Origin of the sequence: Candidatus Accumulibacter sp. ACC005, assembly GCF_907163215.1 — a bacterium.
In the GTDB taxonomy this organism is placed as follows: Bacteria; Pseudomonadota; Gammaproteobacteria; order Burkholderiales; family Rhodocyclaceae; genus Accumulibacter; species Accumulibacter regalis.
Genome location: NZ_CAJQUB010000007.1, coordinates 120,324 through 137,373, shown reverse-complemented (window position 1 = coordinate 137,373; position 17,050 = coordinate 120,324). Strand labels below are relative to the sequence as shown.

15 protein-coding genes are annotated in these 17,050 nt (G+C 65.6%); 8 read left to right on the top strand and 7 right to left on the bottom strand.

Features of this window, described 5'->3' with window-relative positions; translation table 11 throughout:
• Nucleotide 1 precedes the first annotated feature (1 nt).
• From QZ613_RS09970 to QZ613_RS09940, 7 genes are all read left to right on the top strand, one after another.
• Entirely contained in the window at nt 2–730 is a 729-nt protein-coding gene (locus QZ613_RS09970) for a DUF4194 domain-containing protein (protein WP_291982219.1), read from the top strand.
• Entirely contained in the window at nt 723–4,100 is a 3,378-nt protein-coding gene (locus QZ613_RS09965) for an ATP-binding protein (RefSeq protein WP_291982217.1), read from the top strand. Before QZ613_RS09970 ends, QZ613_RS09965 begins: the two co-directional genes overlap by 8 nt.
• Nucleotides 4,097–5,302 (top strand): Wadjet anti-phage system protein JetD domain-containing protein, encoded by a 1,206-nt coding sequence (locus QZ613_RS09960; protein ID WP_291982214.1) that lies wholly within the window; start codon nt 4,097–4,099, stop codon nt 5,300–5,302. Before QZ613_RS09965 ends, QZ613_RS09960 begins: the two co-directional genes overlap by 4 nt.
• Before the next feature lie 114 nt (nt 5,303–5,416).
• Nucleotides 5,417–5,668, top strand: a complete 252-nt coding sequence (locus tag QZ613_RS09955) for a type II toxin-antitoxin system Phd/YefM family antitoxin (protein WP_291982212.1) — start codon at nt 5,417–5,419, stop codon at nt 5,666–5,668.
• Nucleotides 5,665–6,078 (top strand): type II toxin-antitoxin system VapC family toxin, encoded by a 414-nt coding sequence (locus QZ613_RS09950; protein ID WP_291982210.1) that lies wholly within the window; start codon nt 5,665–5,667, stop codon nt 6,076–6,078. The genes QZ613_RS09955 and QZ613_RS09950 overlap by 4 nt, the downstream gene beginning before the upstream one ends.
• A gap of 436 nt (nt 6,079–6,514) precedes the next feature.
• Entirely contained in the window at nt 6,515–7,177 is a 663-nt protein-coding gene (locus QZ613_RS09945; RefSeq protein WP_291982208.1) for an MT-A70 family methyltransferase, read from the top strand.
• Nucleotides 7,178–7,390: 213 nt separating this feature from the next.
• Nucleotides 7,391–8,146, top strand: coding sequence for an SUMF1/EgtB/PvdO family nonheme iron enzyme (locus QZ613_RS09940; protein WP_291982206.1), 756 nt, complete (start codon nt 7,391–7,393; stop codon nt 8,144–8,146).
• 82 nt (nt 8,147–8,228) lie between these two features.
• Here QZ613_RS09940 and QZ613_RS09935 read toward each other — a convergent pair whose 3' ends face one another.
• The 7 genes from QZ613_RS09935 to QZ613_RS09905 form a co-directional block, all read right to left on the bottom strand.
• Nucleotides 8,229–8,396: a hypothetical protein gene (locus QZ613_RS09935; RefSeq protein ID WP_291982204.1), complete on the bottom strand. Its 168-nt coding sequence runs from the start codon at nt 8,394–8,396 to the stop codon at nt 8,229–8,231.
• A gap of 157 nt (nt 8,397–8,553) precedes the next feature.
• Entirely contained in the window at nt 8,554–9,684 is a 1,131-nt protein-coding gene (locus QZ613_RS09930; RefSeq protein WP_291868322.1) for an ISAs1 family transposase, read from the bottom strand.
• Between the two features lie 185 nt (nt 9,685–9,869).
• On the bottom strand, nt 9,870–12,314 hold the full coding sequence (locus QZ613_RS09925) for an SUMF1/EgtB/PvdO family nonheme iron enzyme (RefSeq protein ID WP_291982202.1): 2,445 nt from the start codon (nt 12,312–12,314) through the stop codon (nt 9,870–9,872).
• On the bottom strand, nt 12,311–13,348 hold the full coding sequence (locus tag QZ613_RS09920) for a hypothetical protein (RefSeq protein WP_291982200.1): 1,038 nt from the start codon (nt 13,346–13,348) through the stop codon (nt 12,311–12,313). Before QZ613_RS09920 ends, QZ613_RS09925 begins: the two co-directional genes overlap by 4 nt.
• A gap of 4 nt (nt 13,349–13,352) precedes the next feature.
• On the bottom strand, nt 13,353–14,276 hold the full coding sequence (locus QZ613_RS09915; protein ID WP_291982198.1) for a MoxR family ATPase: 924 nt from the start codon (nt 14,274–14,276) through the stop codon (nt 13,353–13,355).
• Nucleotides 14,277–14,286: 10 nt separating this feature from the next.
• A complete protein-coding gene (locus tag QZ613_RS09910; RefSeq protein WP_291982196.1) occupies nt 14,287–15,609 on the bottom strand; it encodes a toll/interleukin-1 receptor domain-containing protein in 1,323 nt (440 codons plus the stop codon).
• Between the two features lie 98 nt (nt 15,610–15,707).
• On the bottom strand, nt 15,708–15,920 hold the full coding sequence (locus tag QZ613_RS09905) for an AbrB/MazE/SpoVT family DNA-binding domain-containing protein (protein WP_291982269.1): 213 nt from the start codon (nt 15,918–15,920) through the stop codon (nt 15,708–15,710).
• Between the two features lie 155 nt (nt 15,921–16,075).
• Between QZ613_RS09905 and QZ613_RS09900 the strand changes: the two genes are divergently transcribed.
• Entirely contained in the window at nt 16,076–16,999 is a 924-nt protein-coding gene (locus tag QZ613_RS09900) for a DMT family transporter (RefSeq protein ID WP_291982195.1), read from the top strand.
• Nucleotides 17,000–17,050 lie beyond the last annotated feature (51 nt).

The window sequence follows — 17,050 nt, the reverse complement described above, 5'->3', positions numbered from 1 at the left end:
GATGGTGGCAGGACAGGACCCGGCAGAACAGCTCGACTTCGACGGGTCGACCACAGCGACATCGGCGTCCGAGAGCCCCGACCTCTCGGCCCTGGTCATCCCCCTGCTCAAGGGCGTGCTCTACCAGGAGATCGACGCGGCGCTGTGGAACGTGCTGCTCAATCTGCAGGCGCGGGTGCGCGACTACGTTGCCGTGCTCGACCTCGAACTGGTGCTCGACGAGGCCGAGGGCTATGCCTTCCTGCGTTCGCGCCCGCAGCCCGAGGAGGGCGAGGGGCCGCGACTGCCGCGCCTGGTCGCGCGGCGTCCATTGTCGTTTCCGGTCAGCCTGTTGCTGGCGCTGCTGCGCAAGAAGCTGGCCGAGTTCGACGCCGGCGGCGGCGATACGCGGCTGGTGCTGGCGCGCGACGAGGTCGTCGAGCTGCTGCGCGTCTTTCTGCACGAAGGCAGCAACGAAGCGCGCCTGATCGACCAGATCGACTTCTATCTCGGCAAGGTCGTCGACCTCGGCTTCGTGCGCCGCCTGAAAGTGCAAAGCGGCCAGACGGCGACCTTCGAGGTGCGGCGAATCCTCAAGTCCTTCGTCGATGCCCAGTGGCTGGCCGAATTCGACCAGCGCCTTGCGGCGTACCGCTCGTTGCTGGCGGGCGAGGGCGGTGAAGCGGGAAAGGGCACGAAGAGCATGACGAGCACGAAGAGAGCGCAGAGCAAGGCTGCCCCCGATGAATAACCCGCAGAGCCTGGGGCTCGATTTCGTCGCCGACGACACGCTTTCCGGTTTTCGCCTGCAGCGCCTGGAAGTCTTCAACTGGGGCACTTTCGACGCTCGCGTGTGGACGCTCAACCCGGGCGGCCAGAACTCGCTGCTCACCGGCGACATCGGGTCGGGCAAGTCGACGCTGGTCGATGCGGTGACCACCCTGCTGGTGCCGGCGCAGCGCATCGCCTACAACAAGGCTGCCGGCGCCGACAGCCGCGAGCGGACGCTGCGCTCCTACGTCCTCGGGCACTACAAGTCGGAGCGCAACGAGGTCAGCGGCACGGCGCGGCCGGTGGCCTTGCGCGACCACAACAACTACTCGGTGATCCTTGGCGTTTTTTACAACGCCGGTTACGACCAGACGGTGACGCTGGCGCAGGTGTTCTGGATCAGGGACGCGCAGGGGCAGCCGGCGCGCTTCTTCGTCGCCGCCGAACGCGAGCTGTCGATTGCCGGCGATTTCGCCCACTTCGGAACGGACATCGCCGCGCTGAGGAAGCGGCTGCGGCGGCCGGCTGCCGAAGTCTTCGACAGCTTTCCGCCCTACGGCGCCTGGTTCCGGCGCCGTTTCGGCATCGACAACGAACAGGCGCTGGACCTCTTCCATCAGACGGTATCGATGAAATCGGTCGGCAACCTGACCGACTTCGTGCGCAGCCACATGCTCGAGCCCTTCGACGTCGCGCCACGAATCACCGCCCTGATCGGCCACTTCGACGACCTCAACCGCGCACACGAGGCCGTCCTCAAGGCCAAGCGACAGGTGACGCTGCTTTCGCCGCTGGTCGCCGACGGCGAGCGCCATGCGCTGCTCGCGGCACAGATCGACGACCTGCGCGCGTGTCGCGAGGCGCTCAAGGCGTACTTCGCCGGTCTCAAGCTCGGGCTGCTCGACAAGCGGCTCGCCGGTCTTGCCGAAGACTGGCGGCGGCAGGACGCGCAGCTCAGGCGCATCGACGAGCAACGCCTGGCGCAGCGCGCCGAGGAGGGCGAACTGAAGCGCAGCATTGCCGAGAACGGCGGCGATCGGCTCGAGCGCCTGGCCGCCGACATCCATCGGCTGGAGCTGGAGCGGCAGGCGCGGGCGCGCAAGGCGCAGCGCTATGGCGAACTGGTCGGCGCGATTGGCGAGCAGGCCGCGCCCGACGAAGCCGGTTTTCTCGCTCAATGCCAGCGCTTCGCGGCCCTGGCCGAAGCCGCGCGCGAGCGCGACGCCAGCCTGCAGAACGACCTCACCGAGTTGAGCGTCAGCATGCGCCAGGGTAAGCAGGAGTACGACGAGCTGGCGGCCGAGATCAACAGCCTCAAGGCCCGGCGCAGCAACGTCCCGGCCGCGCAGGTGGCGATGCGCAGCGCGCTCTGCCAGGCGCTTGGCTTCGCGGAAGAGACGATGCCTTTTGCCGGCGAACTGCTGCAGGTGCGCGACGACGAGCGTGACTGGGAGGGGGCCGGCGAACGCCTGCTGCACAACTTCGGCCTGTCGCTGCTGATTCCCGACGACGACTACGCGCCCGTCGCCGAGTGGGTCGACCGCACGCAGCTGCGCGGGCGGCTGGTCTATTTTCGCGTGCGCAAGACCAGGATCAAGACCACGCCCGGCGACCTGCCCAGCCTGCATCGCGACTCGCTGGTGCGCAAGCTGGCGGTCAAGCCCGACTCGCCGTACTACGACTGGCTAGAACGCGAGCTGGCGCAGCGCTTCGATGTCGCCTGTTGCGCCACCCACGAGCAGTTTCGCCGCGAGACCAAGGCGATCACCCGCGCCGGCCAGATCAAGGCCCCCGGCGAGCGCCACGAGAAGGACGACCGCCACCGTCTCGACGATCGCAGTCGCTACGTCCTCGGCTGGAGCAACGCCGCCAAGATCAGCGCCCTCGAAGCCAAGGCCCGGCAACTCGAAACGCGGCTCGCCGAGCTCGGCAGCCGCATCAGCCGAATCATGGGCGAACAGAACGCGCTCAAGGAGCGCCTGAGCGCGCTCTCGAAACTCGGCGAGTACGGCGACTTCAGCGAACTCGACTGGCAATCGTCGGCCACCGAGGTGGCGCGCCTGCAGGACGAGAAGCGGCTGCTGGAAACGACCTCGGACGTCCTGCAGGACCTGAGTGCACGCCTGCAGCGGCTGCAGGGCGAGCTGACCGAAAGCGAGGCCGCGCTGGCCGCCAAGACGCGCGAGCTGGGCGCCACGCAGGCCAAACGCGAAGCTGCCGAGGCCTTGCGCAGCGACACTCTGCTGCTGGTCGGTGACCCGCAGCAGAGTGCCTGGTTCGAGCGCCTTGACGCGATACGCAGCGAAGCCCTCGGCGAGCACCAGCTGAGCGTCGAGTCCTGCGAAAACCGCGAGCACGACATGCGCACCTGGCTTCAGAGCCGCATTGAAAACGAGGACGGCAAGCTGAAGCGGCTGCGCGACAAGATCATCGACGCCATGCGCGCCTACTGCAGCGCCTTTCCGCTCGACACCCAGGAAGTCGACGTCGCCATCGACGCCGTCGGCGAATACCGGACCATGCTCGACAAGCTGCAGGCCGACGACCTGCCGCGCTTCGAACTGCGCTTCAAGGAGCTGCTCAACGAGAACACCATCCGCGAGGTCGCCAACTTCAACGCGCAACTGGCGATGTGGCGCGAAACGATCAGGGAGCGCATCGCACGCATCAACGGCTCGCTGACGCAGATCGACTACAACACCGGCCGCTACATCGCGCTCGAAGCGCAGGCCACGCCCGACGCCGACATCCGCGACTTCCAGAGCGAGCTGCGCGCGTGCACCGAAGGCAGCATCACCGGCTCGGACGACGCCCAGTACTCGGAAGCCAAGTTCCTGCAGGTCAAGCACATCATCGAGCGCCTGCGCGGTCGCGAGGGCCTCTCGGAACAGGACCGCCGCTGGAGCGCCAAGGTCACCGACGTCCGCACCTGGTTCGTCTTCGCCGCCAGCGAGCGCTGGCGCGAGGACGACAGCGAGCACGAGCACTACTCGGACTCGGGCGGCAAGTCGGGCGGCCAGAAGGAGAAGCTCGCCTACACCATCCTCGCCGCCAGCCTGGCCTACCAGTTCGGCCTCGAATGGGGCGCCGTGCGCTCGCGCAGCTTCCGCTTCGTGGTCATCGATGAAGCTTTCGGGCGCGGCTCCGACGAATCCGCCCAATACGGCCTGCGCCTCTTCGCGCAGCTCAACCTGCAACTGCTGATCGTCACCCCGCTGCAGAAAATCCACATCATCGAGCCTTTCGTCGCCAGCGTCGGCTTCGTACATAACGAGGAAGGCCGCACGTCGAAACTGCGCAACCTGTCGATCGAGGAGTACCGTGCCGAGAAGGCGCGGGCGGTCGGATGAGCTGGACGCGGCCGGCCGGGCTGCGCGCGCAGGTGCAGAAACTGTGGGATCGCGGCGAGGTGCTCGCCAGCTTGGTCAGCGGCGAGTCACCGTTTCCCAGGCGGCTGGTCCTCAAGGGCCCGACCTCGGCCGAGATGGCCGAGCGCTTCGACGCCGTGCGCGCCTGGGTCGCCGAGCTGCGCGCCATGCCAAACTGCCGTATCGAGATGCGCGAATTCCGCCATCGCGTCTTCGGCGCCAACGCCGTCCCGCACGAGGCGTGGATCGACAGCCTCGACGACGCGCTGGCGCTGCTCGGCAAGCGTCGCGACGTCGCGCGTTTCAATGCCCTGCTCGAACTGACCCGGCAGCGCCAGCCGCAGCTGCTGGCGTGGTTGAGCAAACGGCCGCTGCGCGCGCTCGAACTGGCCGGCGAATGGAGCCGGCTGCTGGCCATTGTCGCCTGGGTCGCGGAGCGGTCGCCGAACGCGCCCAGGCCCGGCGTCTATCTGCGGCAGGTGGACATTCCCGGCGTGCACAGCAAGTTCATCGAAGCGCATCGCGGCGTTCTCGCCGAGTGGCTCGATCTCGTCCTGCCGCCGGCAGCGATCGATACCTCGGCCACGGGCGTGAGCGGCTTCGCCCGCCGTTACGGTTTCCGCGACAAGCCGGTGCGTATTCGCTTGCGCATTCTCGACCCGGCACACTCGCGCCTGCCAACCACCTTCGGCGACGACATCAGCCTCGACGCCGAGCGCTTCGCCCGCCTCGACCCCGGCGTCGCGCGCGTCTTCATCACCGAGAACGAAATCAACTTCCTCGCCTTCCCGCCAGTGCGCGACAGCCTGATCGTCTTCGGCGCCGGCTACGGTTTCGAGATGCTGGCGCAGGCGCAATGGCTCGCGCGCTGCCGCATCCACTACTGGGGCGACATCGACACGCACGGCTTCGCCATCCTCGACCAGCTGCGCGCGCACTTCGCGCATGTCGATTCCTTCCTCATGGACCGCGCGACGCTGCTCGCTTTTAAATCGCAGTGGGGCGAGGAAGACAAGCAGACCCTGCGCGACCTGCCGCGGCTGAATGAGGAAGAGCGCGCGCTCTACGATGACCTGCGCGACAACCGCTTGGGCCGGAATCTGCGACTGGAGCAGGAGAGGATCGGGTTTGGCTGGGTGGAGGAGGCCATCGAGGCAATCGCGGCGCTTGTCGCGCTGCCGTGAGCGCGCAGGGGAAAGCGTCCAGGATCGCGCTCTGAGTCCCGGGTAATATAGATCTGCGCGCAGCTCGTTTCAGGCTAAAATATGGTCTGTCTAGTCAGAACGGCGAGGTTCATCATGCACACATGGCAAATGCAGGAGGCAAAAGCGCGCCTTTCGGAAGTGGTCAAGCTGGCCGAAAGCGAAGGGCCGCAAGACATTACGGTGCATGGCAAGTCGGTGGCGGTCGTCGTTTCGCGGGAAACCTTCGAGCGCCTGTCGGGCAGCGGACAATCGCTCGTCGATTTCATGCGCCAGTCGCCGCTGTACGGTCTCGAAGAGCTCGACTTCGAGCGTGATCGGAGTGTGACGCGGCCGCTGGTGCTATGAGCTACCTGCTCGATACCAACGTTCTCTCGGAATTGCGCCGCAAGCGACCGAACGTCGGCGTTGTCGAATGGTGCGCGCGCCGTCCCGCCGCCACCCTGTTCCTGAGCGTGTTGACGTTCGGTGAATTGCGCAAAGGTGTAGAAGGCCTTGCCGCATCGGATCGGCGGAGCGCGCTGCTCGACTGGCTTGAGGAGGAACTACCGACCTTTTTCAGCGGCCGCATCCTGCCAGTCGATAGCCATGTCGCGGATTGCTGGGGACGCCTGATGGCGGCAGCGGGTCGCCCAATCCCGGCAATTGACAGTCTGATCGGAGCGACGGCGGCGCAGCATCGTCTTCGCCTCGTCACTCGCAACGTGCGCGACTATGCAGACCTCGGGCTGGAAGTCATCAATCCCTGGAGCGAGTGAGGTAGAAGCGATTGCTGAAGCCGGCGGTAGTGCGACAAGGCGTACGCTTTGCCACCTTCGCTCATGCCGAGCCTTCTCTGCTCAGCAGCGCTGCCCTCGTCGCCACTCTTTGCATACGGCACCATCGCCCGCACCCCGTCATTGCGAGGAGGCGAAGCCGACGCGGCAATCCAGTTCCATCCTCTCGCTACTATTCCGCCGCATCGACGACGCGCAGAGCCAACACTCGGGATTGCCACGTCGGCTGCGCCTCCTCGCAATGACGCATGGGCGAGAAGAGAAGGTACTCGCGGCAAATTCCTTCCCTTCGGGCTCATACCTCGCCGGGAACACGAGCGCTGTTCAGGCTCGTGCCACGGTGGACAAGGCGGATGCTACCCCCCAGCGTCTGCCAACAGGGTATGCTGGCAGCAGGGCTCCTGACCGATTGAACGAGATGACGAAACATTTTCCAGAGGCGGCTAGCGACCTGCTCCACCGCGTCGGTGATCGCCGCTTTCACACCGTCCTCGCCGATCCGCCGTGGCAGTTCCAGAACCGCACCGGCAAGATGGCGCCGGAACACAAGCGGCTGAACCGCTACGCGACGATGACGCTGGACGATATTCTGGCGCTGCCGGTGGCCAGCGTCGTCGGCGACACGGCCCACCTCTACCTTTGGGTGCCGAACGCGCTCCTTCCCGAGGGCCTTCGGGTCCTGGCCGCCTGGGGCTTCGCGTACAAGAGCAACATCGTCTGGCACAAGATCCGCAAGGACGGTGGCCCGGATGGGCGCGGCGTCGGCTTCTACTTCCGCAACACCACCGAACTGATCCTTTTCGGCGTCCGAGGCAAGAACGCCCGTACGTTGGCTCCGGGTCGCAGTCAGGTCAATATCCTCAAGACCCGGAAGCGGGAGCATTCGCGCAAGCCCGACGAGGCTTACGATCTGATCGAGTCGTGCTCGCCCGGCCCCTATCTGGAAATGTTCGCCCGCGGCTCACGTGCCGGCTGGAACACGTGGGGAGATCAGGCCGACGCGTATTCTCCTGATTGGCCGACCTATGCCAACCACTCGCAGGCGGAGAGCGATGCCGATTGCCTGCTGGCGAAGGCTTGATTGCCGTTGGGTCGCCGTCCAGGCGAGAATAGGGCCGGTCTGTTCAGAACAGCTGGAGGTGATCATGCGTAAGTGGCTTCGTATTGCTGGGCGTGGTTTTGAGGGCCTCGCGATGGCCGTTCCCGACGGAGTGGCATCGTCGCGCTGCTCGGATCATGCGCCGCTGATTGCGGGGCGACCGCTGTGAACAGCGCCACGGAGCCTGATCCAGGAATGGGCCCGAAGACGACTGCAGAAGCGGCTGCACAAGCGCAGCAGCGGACGATCCTCCTGCCCGACATCGACTGGGTCGAAATCCCCGGCGGCGAGTTCGTCTACCAGGACCGTGGGCGGCGCTCGCTGCGGACGTTCCACATGGCGCGCTATCCGGTCACCAATTTTCAGTACCAGACCTTCATGAATGCCGGTGGGTATTGGGATGAGCGCTGGTGGGCAGCTCTCGTGCGACCGGAGCCGGAAAGATCGCATTGGCGCCAGGCCAACCGGCCGCGAACGAACGTCGACTGGTACGAGGCAGTGGCTTTCAGCCGCTGGCTGAGCGCGAAGCTGGGCTACGAAGTCCGGCTGCCGACCGAGGAAGAATGGGAGCGTGCGGCACGCGGACACGATGGTCGCGAGTATCCCTGGGGTGAGGATTATCAAACGGGTTACGCCAATACCGACGAAAAAGGAGCTAAAGCCGGGGATTGGTCTCTGGGGCAGACGATAGCGGTCGGTGTCTATCTGCACGAAGCGTCGACTGAAGGGGTTCTCGATCTGGCCGGCAACGTCTGGGAATGGTGCGTCAACAAGTATAAGCGCCCGGATCAGATCGCAGCCGATACCAGCGGCGACAGTCGCGTGCTGCGCGGTGGTGCGTGGCTCTCCCTCCCGGACCTCGCGCGCGGCTCGCAGCGCTACTGGTACCTGCCTGACTACCGCGACTACCTCATCGGGTTTCGCTTGGTGTCGTCTGCCCCCATTGCTTGACTGCCGTTCGCTGCCGACCGCCGCGCAGCGGCGGTCGCGAATTTCAGAACACGAAGGGTCGCAGTACATGTTCGCGCAATCGTCAGGTGTCGGCGAAACGAACGTGGTTGATCCAGCCCTGCACGCTGGCGTCAAACTCGGCAAAGCTGATCAAGCCTTCTTGCCATTCCCGATAACGCTCGCCCAGCCGGCGCGTGGCCTGAACCACCTTGCGGCTCTTGACACGGCGATGCATCGGAAAGACGACCAAGCGGAGTCACCACCGTTGCTCAATGAGGGGCAGTACGAGCACGTCAGCCGCCAGATCGCCGAACTCGGCCGGTTGCTCGGCAGCTGGATGAAGCAGGAAGGAAACAGGTGCTATTTGCCCGACGCCAGGCGTGAGGACCAGGGCAATCGCATGAATCCTATACAAGACCCAGGAGTTCAGCCCGGAAGGAATCGGACGTGGCGGCGATCAGGCGCTGAGTCTTGAGGCCACCCTTGCGCTTGACCGGGGAAAGGCGGATGAGATTCAAGACGAACTGACGCAAGACAGCCAGGTTGTGTGCGGCATGATCGGAGCAGGCCCGCATCTGATCGTCGCCAAAGACCACATCCATGCACCAGTGCAGGCTGTTCTCGACACGCCAATGCAAGCGAACGCTTTGATTCATCCGCTGCGAGTCTGGCACCAAACTGCTGATGTAAGAGCGGCGTTCAGTCGAGGTTGTTTTTCCCCGGATCGTTCGCTCGGTGGTGATCACCGCAAACGATTGCAGGTCTGGCCAACGCTCGGGGGCGTGCAGGCAGTCGAGCTGATCGAAGACATAGCAGCGACGCACTTCGAGCCGGCCATGATTCTTCTCGACGACTTCGTGAAACTGGTGGGGAGTCTTGCCCGGCGCCGCCTCAAAGGCGCTGAAGAAGTCGTCGATCGATTCAGCCAGCCTCGGCTGGTTGCCCTTGGCCGCCAGGATATAGTCTGCACCCCGGTTGCGAATGGCTTGCGCAATGTTCGGCTGCGTGCCCATGGCATCGATAGTGACGATACAACCCTCCAGGGCCAGGGTCGCCAGCAGTTCAGGGATGGCGGTCTTCTCGTTCGACTTCTCGGCCGTCGCCCGCTGACCGAGGACCAGGCTCGCCTGGGCTGCGAAGGCACTGACTAGGTGAAGCGGTGTGGCGCCCACCCTTCCTGAACGACGACTGGTCTTACCGTCGATGGCCACCACTTCGCCGTTCGCCAGCACGGGCAGTACCTGACCTACCCAGCGCACGAAGGCCGCCCCGAATTCGTCGGGATTGATCGCCGCAAAGACCCGGCCAATGGTGTCGTGCGAGGGAATGCCCTGCTCAAGTTTCAGATATTGCCGCAACCAGTCCAGCTTCTCTTTGGCCCAGGCCTCGATTTCGGCGAAGGTGTCGGCGCCTGACAGGACCGCGCTGACCGAAACCACCAGCAGTTCGACCAGGTCGTGCTCCACTTTCGTGACCTGTCTCGGATCGCGCACACCCACCCATACGTCAACCAGCCGGACCTTGTTTTCTGCGCTCATGGAAAACTCCAAAAAGACAGAAAACTACACAAATCAAGGGGCTGTGGACAGATCTTTCGTAACTGCTTGAGCGTAAACGATTATTTCAGAGGGTCAACGACGTTGGCATTCATGCGATTGCCCTGGCGTGAGGACGGGGTGCCAGCCAGCCGCGTGGTTATTACTGATCCTTTTCGCGACCACTGCTACGCGGCGGTGGACAGCGAACGGCGGTCAAGCAATCGGGACGGCAAGACCAAGCGAAACCCGAGGTTGCCGACGCGGGCGACAGGCCCGGATCTGAAGCTCTGCGAGCCGAGCGCGAACACCAGGCTGTCGTGCCACGAACCACCACCGCGCAGCGCGCGCTCGTCACCGGTGGTATCGGCTGCTACCTGTTCCGGTCGCCCATCCTTGTTGAGGCACCACTCCCAGACATTGCCCACCAAATCGAGAACGCCCTCGCTCGACGCGCTCTGTGGGTAGACGCCGACCGCTGTCGTCTGCTCCAGGTACCAATCGCCCGCTTTGGCTGCTTTTTCGTTAATGTTCGCGTAACCCGTTCGGTAAGCCTCGCCCCAGGGGTAATCGTGACCTTCGCGCCCACGCGCCGCACGCTCCCGTTCTTCCTCGGTCGGCAGTCGGACTTCGTGGCCCAGTTGCGCGCTTAGCCAGCGGCTGAAAGCCACCGCTTCGTACCAGTCCACGTTCGTGCGCGGCCGATTGGCCTGCGGCCAGCGCGATTCTGCCGGATTGGGCCGCAAGAGATCGTGCCACCAGCGATCGTTCCCATAACCGCCCGCGTCAATGAAGGCCTGGTATTGCGCGTTGGTGATCGGGTAACGCGCCATGTAGAAGGTCGGCAGCCTGCGCTTCTCTCCGTTCTGATAGATGAACTCCCCGCCGGGGATCTCGACCCAGTCGAGCGCCGGCAGGCCGCGATTGTCGAGGCCGACGCCCGGACGTGGGTCGCCGATTTCGACCAGCCGATCGCCAATCGCCAGGCGGCGTGGCGGAGGCGTCTCGATTCGTTCGAGTTCATTGAGGAGTTGGTCGACTTCGGGCGGCGACGCTTCTGCCGGCGCTTCCGCTACGCGCGGCGGCGCATCGCGCCGCACGAATTCGCGTACGCCGACGCCTGGCCGCGGGTCGCCGATTTCGGCCAGGCGATCACCAATCGCCAGGCGGCGTGGTGGTGGTGTCTTCGGGTCGGCGAGTTCGGCGAGCAGGGCTTCGGCCTCGCTGCCACCTTCGCCACCTTCGCCACCTTCGCCGACCTTGGCCGCTTCCGCTTCTGGCGGCGGCTGCTCGTCGGCCAGCCAGGCGCGCAGCTGTTCGAGGAAGTTCCTGGCTTCTTCCGACTTCTCCGGCTGCTGCCAGTCGAGGAGCTCGAGCAGTCGCTCGGCGCCCTGGCCTGGCGGCGGCGCGGCGAGTGCTTCGGTGCGCAGCAAGGCTGCGCGTGGGCCGGGCAGGGCGTCGCTGCCGGTCTTTTCGGCCCAGTAAGCCTGCGCCGCGCGGGTCCACAGGCGCAGCACGCGAAGCGCTTCGCCCTGGCCTTCGTTGGCGGCTGCGGCTGCGGCTGCTGCGCTGTCGAGCGATTCCTCCTCGATCAGTTGCAGCCTTATCCCTTGCCTTGCCAGCCAGTCGGCGATGCGGCGAGCCTGCTCGCGGTCGGCGGCGAGGTGGCTGAGGTAGAGCGGCGGCGGGGCGGCAGCCGCCTCCGCAGCGGCGACCTCGGCGGGCAGTTCGGCGAGCAACTCGTAGCGGCGGCCGTCGATGGTCGTCAGCAGGACGCGCTCGGCGATCAGCGGCAGTGCGATGCGCGTATCGGCGCCGACGACGTGCCAGGTGCCGCTGTCGGTGCCTGCGCACTGCACGTGCAGACTCGCCGGCAGCGGTGTCGACAGGTCAATGGCCGGCTCGCTGCCAGTGGCGGCCCGGCAGTGCAGCACCTGGGGTTTTCCAGCCTCCCAGTGCAGGCTGACCGCCAGCCGGGCCGGCCGGAAAGGCGCGGGCAGCTTGTCTTTGAGCCAGTCAGGCAGCGTTGCCGGCGCCGCCGAATTGCCGGCGGCCAGGCCGCTGCTCGCACCGAGGCTGCAACTCGCGTACTGGGTCAGCAGCCGCGCTTCCGCCAGCCTGCTCTCGGCGCCACCGACGCTTGCCAGGCTGCGCCGGCTCCAGCGTGCCAGGCGAATGCGCTGTTCCTCGTCGCCTTCGTCGTGGATGCGCTTGAGCATGTCCTGCAGGCCCTGCTGAACCGCGCGCTGATGATCGAGCAGAGCTTCGATGCGCAGATCCTGTTCGAGACGGTCTTCGGGCGACCAGTGGCGGCTGTGGTGCGCGATGAAGCTGCGCACCTCGTTGAACAAGGGCTGATCGGCGCGCAGCGCGTCGGCGAGCAGGCGCGCTACGCCGGCATGCAGGATCACCTCGCCGCTGCTGCGCGCGCCGATCAGCGGGCTGAACCAGAGCAGTGACTCGATCTCCGTGGCGCTGCCGGGGAGGAAGTGCAGCCGGGCATTGCGCAGCAGCAGCGGCTCGATACGCATGGCGAGCGACAGCAGGCGCGCCAGCGGGACGATCTCCGGCCAGCGTGCACGCACGTCGGCGACGAGCTCCTGCTCGAAAGCGCTTGGCTGCAGCCAGCTCATCGCGTCGGTCGCTGGCCGCCGCCGAGCTGCCGGCTGAGCATCGCGGCGCTGGTGCGCGGATGCCAGTGCACCAGTTCGGCGTCGGGGCCAAGGGTGGTCGGCCAGTATTCCGGCGACCAGGGAACCAGGACGATCAGCGGGCAGCCTAGCGCGTGGCAGTCCTTGATCAGCTTTTGCCAGCCGGCGTCGGGCCGGCTGCGCGGTGGTAATCCCTGGATGGCGAAATCGGTGGCGGCCAGGATCGGTCGGCCGGGCTCGGGCTGCCAGGGCTGCCAGTCTTGTTCTGCGTCCTCGCCGGGCAGCCAGCGCCCGGCTTTCCCGGGGGCGGAGTCGAAGTCGAAGAGCGAGACCCGTTCTTCGCCGAGCACGCCGGCGAGCTGCCTGGCCAGTACACGCAGGTCTTCCCACCACGGCAGCATGCTGTCGCTGAAGTCGAGCAGGAGCTGGCAGCCGCGGGCGAGGCTCGCCGAGTGCAGGCGCGGCAGCCGCGGCGGCAGACGTCCTTCGACGACGCGGCGGACCAGTTGATCGACGTCGAGTTGGTCACCCTGGCGCCGCGTCGCCAGGGCGGCGGTGAACACGCCGCGGGCGGTCTCGGTGGGGATCAGCGTCTGGCGCGGCGGCGAAACACCGGGCGCGGGGTCGAGGCGCTGGTAATCGCCGCTAAGCCAGGCCGGTTCTGCGGCGCTATCGATCACGGGCGTCGTGGCGACGGCGTTGAGCGTCGATGTCAGTGTCTGTGCGGGCAGATCGATCGGCGGCGTGCGTGTCGGCGGCGCGGCGAGCCCCGGTCGACGCGGCGTGGCAGGAGCTTCGGTTTTTGGCTGGGCCGACAAGCGGCTGCGGTCATAGACCGTCGGCGTCGGCCTGTCGGGCTGCAGGTCGGGGGCCGCCAGCCCGAAACCGAGGCAGCCGGCAATCGCTTGCGCGTGCTCGTCGTCCCGGCAACGCAGCGTGCCGAGCGCGCGGATGAGGTCGCCGAGATGAATCTCGCCGCGTTGGGTCTCGTCGGCATTTCGGCGCGAAGTGGCCATTGTTTCAGACCGTGGGCTTGACCAGAACGGCGCGCTCGATCTGGCTCCAGAGCTTGGTGTCGGCAACGTCAATCGACAATTCCTTGCAGGTGCGGATGGCGTCGAGGAATTCGCTGGTGCCCGGCGGGCGGCGCCCGCTGGTCGAAGATGCCTCGTGGATCTTGATCAGCTTGTCGGCGAGCACCTCGATCAAGGTCCTGCACTCGTCCCCAAAGTGGGCGTTGCCGATCGCGAGCAGCGTGTCGCGTTTCGGTTCGCCGAGAACCAGGCTCACACAGCGGCGCAGAAACGCCTGCGGCAGCTCGCGCTCGCGATTGGTGGTGATGACGGTCAGCAGCTGCTGTTCAGGGTTCGCGTGCAGCGTCGTCCCATCAGGTAGACAGAAGCTGCTGCGGTCGAGCGGTTCGAGCAGGTCGTTCGGCACGTCTGGCTCTGCCTTGTCGATTTCGTCGATGAGCAGGACGGTGTGGTGGTGTTCTCCGGCGGACGCCCCGTCCCTACCGGGAAAGGGCAGGGCGGCGTCGGCAGCGCTGAGTCCTCGCCGTGCGGCCGACTCCCGGTCGAAAGCCCACCAGAAGATGCCGGGATTGTGATACGCCTGATCCGGCTTGAGGCTGGCCGCACGGTGTGCGTCGTGCAGGCGGCGCAGGTGGTCGACCTCGACGGTCAGCTCTTCGAGCCGGGTGCGCGAGGTGATCGTCTTGCTGAGGAAGTGCCAGCCGAGGACATTCGCCATCGCCTCCGCCAGGCGGCTCTTGCCGCAACCCGGTGGGCCGGCGATGAGCAGTGGCCGGTTGGTGGCCAGCGCCACATCGACGGCGATGACCGCCGTTTCCGGAAAGATGTAGGGGCGGATGTGACGCTTGTCATCACGGCGAACGCAGTAATCTGCGTCGAGCTCGAACTTCCTGGGGGTGTAGAGGGCCATCGGCGGGGTCCTAACGGTAGGGGTAGGATTTGTCGAGCAGTTTGCGTGCGCGGCCTTCGGCGGAGAACTGAGCATGCTCGGTTTCAAGGGACAGTTCCGGCAGAACACGCATGACGGTATCCGGAAGTTCCTCAGGGAACTGCACGCCGAGGCCAAAAACGAAAACCGGATTGCGGTAGTTGCGTTGCAGTCGTTCGAGATCATTGACCAGGCGCGCGTCGGGTGCAACGCCGCCCTTCAACGCCGTGGCTGGCACGAACACCACCACGTGCCACGGGTCTTGGCGCACCATGTCGTCGATCGCGTCGTCTGAGAGCGTCGAAGAGCCTTTGCGGTAGCTGCGGCGGATTTCGTTCTGGATCGCGTCCACGTCCCCCGCGTCCGATACCTGTATCACGTTCATTCGGTCAGTTCCTGGCCAGGCGCGTTCGAGATAGCGATCGAGAGTAAAGCACTTGGTGTCCAGTTCTGGTTCCGAGTGTCCTACGAGCTCGCCGTTGAGTGCCAAGCACTTGCCGTGCAAGCGTGCGGCGGAAATCCTCCCACACGCTCCAGCGTCGACCCATAGTGCGCGCAGGTACTTCAAGAGCTCGGCGGCACGCTCTCGGGGTGGACGTGGCCGCGCCGCGTCCAGAAAGTCCTGAAATCGCTGCAGCGACGTTTTGCCTTTGTTTAGCAAGTGTCGAGCCAAGACACTTGCGCAGGCGGCGTGGGTCGAAGGCCGGGCTGTTTCTGGAAAGAGCCGCTCCGAAAGTCGCTGCAGGTTTGGCAAACTGATTTGGTCAGTGATCGCGCTTTCCACCGTTTCCAGCAGCAGCTGGAAAGGTGTCGTTCCCGTCCCCCGCAGGATCGCGGGATGATCTCCGAGCTTTGGCTTGATGCCGTCGAGAATCTGCGCTGCTGTGGTCACTTTGGTAACGCACTGGGTGCGGTTGATGCGCAGCGTGCCGAAGAAGTCATTCTCGAGATCTTCAGCACTGCTCTGCTGGTCGAGCAGGACCGGGAAGAGCGGAAAGCCCGGGTCGAGTTCGGCACGCCAGCTGAGGATCGCGGCTTCCTTCCTGACCCAGTTCGATTCCTCGATGGCGCGTCGCGAAAAGAGGATGATCGCCGCGTGACACTCGGCCAGCCATTCGTTGAGCCGCCGTTCCCAGTCGTCGCCGGGATGCAGGCCCTCGTAGTCGACCAGGATCTCGATCTTGTCGCCGTACTCGGTCTTCAGCCCTGTGCAGGTGTCCTGCAGCAGTTGCCAGTTCGCTTGCGCCTCGGCGCCATCCGCACTGGCGGGACGCAGTCGGGAACTGTGGCTGATGAAAAGTTTGAGAGCCGCCATGTCGGATTCTGGTGCGGGTTTCGCTGCCCGGTCGGATGCGCCTTGTTATGCCCGAAAGCCTAGCACGCATTGCGCAGCACACTGTTGGCTTTGCGCCGTCAGTAGCGGTCCTCGCGGTTGCGGTAGGCGTCACGGTTTGTACCCTTGGCGATACCGACCAGCTGCGCCAGTTCGGGAACGGGAATGAGCAGGACGCCGCTTCTCTTCGCAATGAACACGAACTCCTGGCCAGCGTGCCAGTGCTGCTCGTCCCGGAGCGTCTCGGGGATGGCGATCTGGAATTTGCGGGACAGGGTGGCGGAAGCGGCCATATTCATACCTCTGCCTGATCGATGACGAAATGGCAAGAACAGCGCCGATCACGGCGTCGCTGCGAAGCGTCCTATAATCGCCGCGTACCAAGCTGTGCAGCGCCGGAGATCCCGACCAGGGCCGTCCGGCGATTTCTTTGCCCGTGGCGCCACCCATGCGCCCTGCCCGAGTCTCCGAGCCACCGACCTTGTCCGTCATCCTTCCCCCCGCGCCAGCCGTCCGTCTGGCTGGCGTTGCCTGCATCGTCGCTTCGGCGACGGCTTTCGGGGCGATGCCGATCTTCGGCAAGCTGGCCTACGCCGACGGCGTCGATGTGCCGAGCCTGCTGTTTCTGCGCTTCGGGCTGGCCGGTGCGCTGATGGTGGTGGTCATGCGGGTGCGTGGAATGGCCTGGCCGCGCGGGCGCACGCTTTGGCTGCTGGCGGCGATGGGTGGGCTCGGTTATGTCGGGCAGTCGTTCTGCTATTTCGCCGCTCTGCAGTATGCGAGCGCCGGGCTGACGGCGCTGCTGCTCTACCTCTATCCCGCGATTGTCACCGTCTTGTCGGCGGTGCTCGCGCGGCGGCGGCTGTCGGGGCTGCGCATGCTGGCGGTGGTGGCGACGCTGTTCGGGACAGGGCTGGCGGTTGGCGGCAGCCTGGCCGGCAGCACGCTGGGCATCCTGCTCGGGGCCACGGCGGCGCTGATCTATTCGGTGTACATCCTGGTCGGCGAGCGGGTGACGCCGGTGAGCGGGGTGATGGCGTCGGCGACGGTGATTCTGCTTGCTGCGGCCTGCGTTTGTGGGCTGGTAGTGCTGGTGCGCGGGCCGGCTTTTCCGAGCTCGACGGTGGGCTGGGCGGCGGTCGGCAGTATCGCGACCTTGTCGACGGTGGTGGCGGTGATCACTTTCTTTGCCGGCATGGCGCGTCTCGGTGCTGCCGATGCGGCGACGCTGTCGACGCTCGAACCGGTGGTGAGCATTGTCATGGCGGCGGTGTTTCTCGACGAGGCGCTTGGCCAGTGGCAGATCGTCGGCGGGGCGATCGTTCTTGGGGCGGTGATTTTGCTGGCGCGTTCCGGCGACGGCAGGAGCTAGCCGGGTACTATATATCGCCCGATGAATCGGGCTCCTACAAGAAACAGCGCG

Bases quoted from the DNA above. Each gene is read 5' to 3' on its own strand.
- QZ613_RS09920 (WP_291982200.1), bottom strand. From the start codon at position 13,348: ATGGCCACTTCGCGCCGAAATGCCGACGAGACCCAACGCGGCGAGATT.
- QZ613_RS09970 (WP_291982219.1), top strand. From the start codon at position 2: ATGGTGGCAGGACAGGACCCGGCAGAACAGCTCGACTTCGACGGGTCG.
- QZ613_RS09930 (WP_291868322.1), bottom strand. From the start codon at position 9,684: ATGAGCGCAGAAAACAAGGTCCGGCTGGTTGACGTATGGGTGGGTGTG.
- QZ613_RS09940 (WP_291982206.1), top strand. From the start codon at position 7,391: ATGGGCCCGAAGACGACTGCAGAAGCGGCTGCACAAGCGCAGCAGCGG.
- QZ613_RS09910 (WP_291982196.1), bottom strand. From the start codon at position 15,609: ATGGCGGCTCTCAAACTTTTCATCAGCCACAGTTCCCGACTGCGTCCC.
- QZ613_RS09965 (WP_291982217.1), top strand. From the start codon at position 723: ATGAATAACCCGCAGAGCCTGGGGCTCGATTTCGTCGCCGACGACACG.
- QZ613_RS09960 (WP_291982214.1), top strand. From the start codon at position 4,097: ATGAGCTGGACGCGGCCGGCCGGGCTGCGCGCGCAGGTGCAGAAACTG.
- QZ613_RS09900 (WP_291982195.1), top strand. From the start codon at position 16,076: ATGCGCCCTGCCCGAGTCTCCGAGCCACCGACCTTGTCCGTCATCCTT.
- QZ613_RS09950 (WP_291982210.1), top strand. From the start codon at position 5,665: ATGAGCTACCTGCTCGATACCAACGTTCTCTCGGAATTGCGCCGCAAG.
- QZ613_RS09915 (WP_291982198.1), bottom strand. From the start codon at position 14,276: ATGGCCCTCTACACCCCCAGGAAGTTCGAGCTCGACGCAGATTACTGC.
- QZ613_RS09945 (WP_291982208.1), top strand. From the start codon at position 6,515: ATGACGAAACATTTTCCAGAGGCGGCTAGCGACCTGCTCCACCGCGTC.
- QZ613_RS09905 (WP_291982269.1), bottom strand. From the start codon at position 15,920: ATGGCCGCTTCCGCCACCCTGTCCCGCAAATTCCAGATCGCCATCCCC.
- QZ613_RS09925 (WP_291982202.1), bottom strand. From the start codon at position 12,314: ATGAGCTGGCTGCAGCCAAGCGCTTTCGAGCAGGAGCTCGTCGCCGAC.
- QZ613_RS09955 (WP_291982212.1), top strand. From the start codon at position 5,417: ATGCACACATGGCAAATGCAGGAGGCAAAAGCGCGCCTTTCGGAAGTG.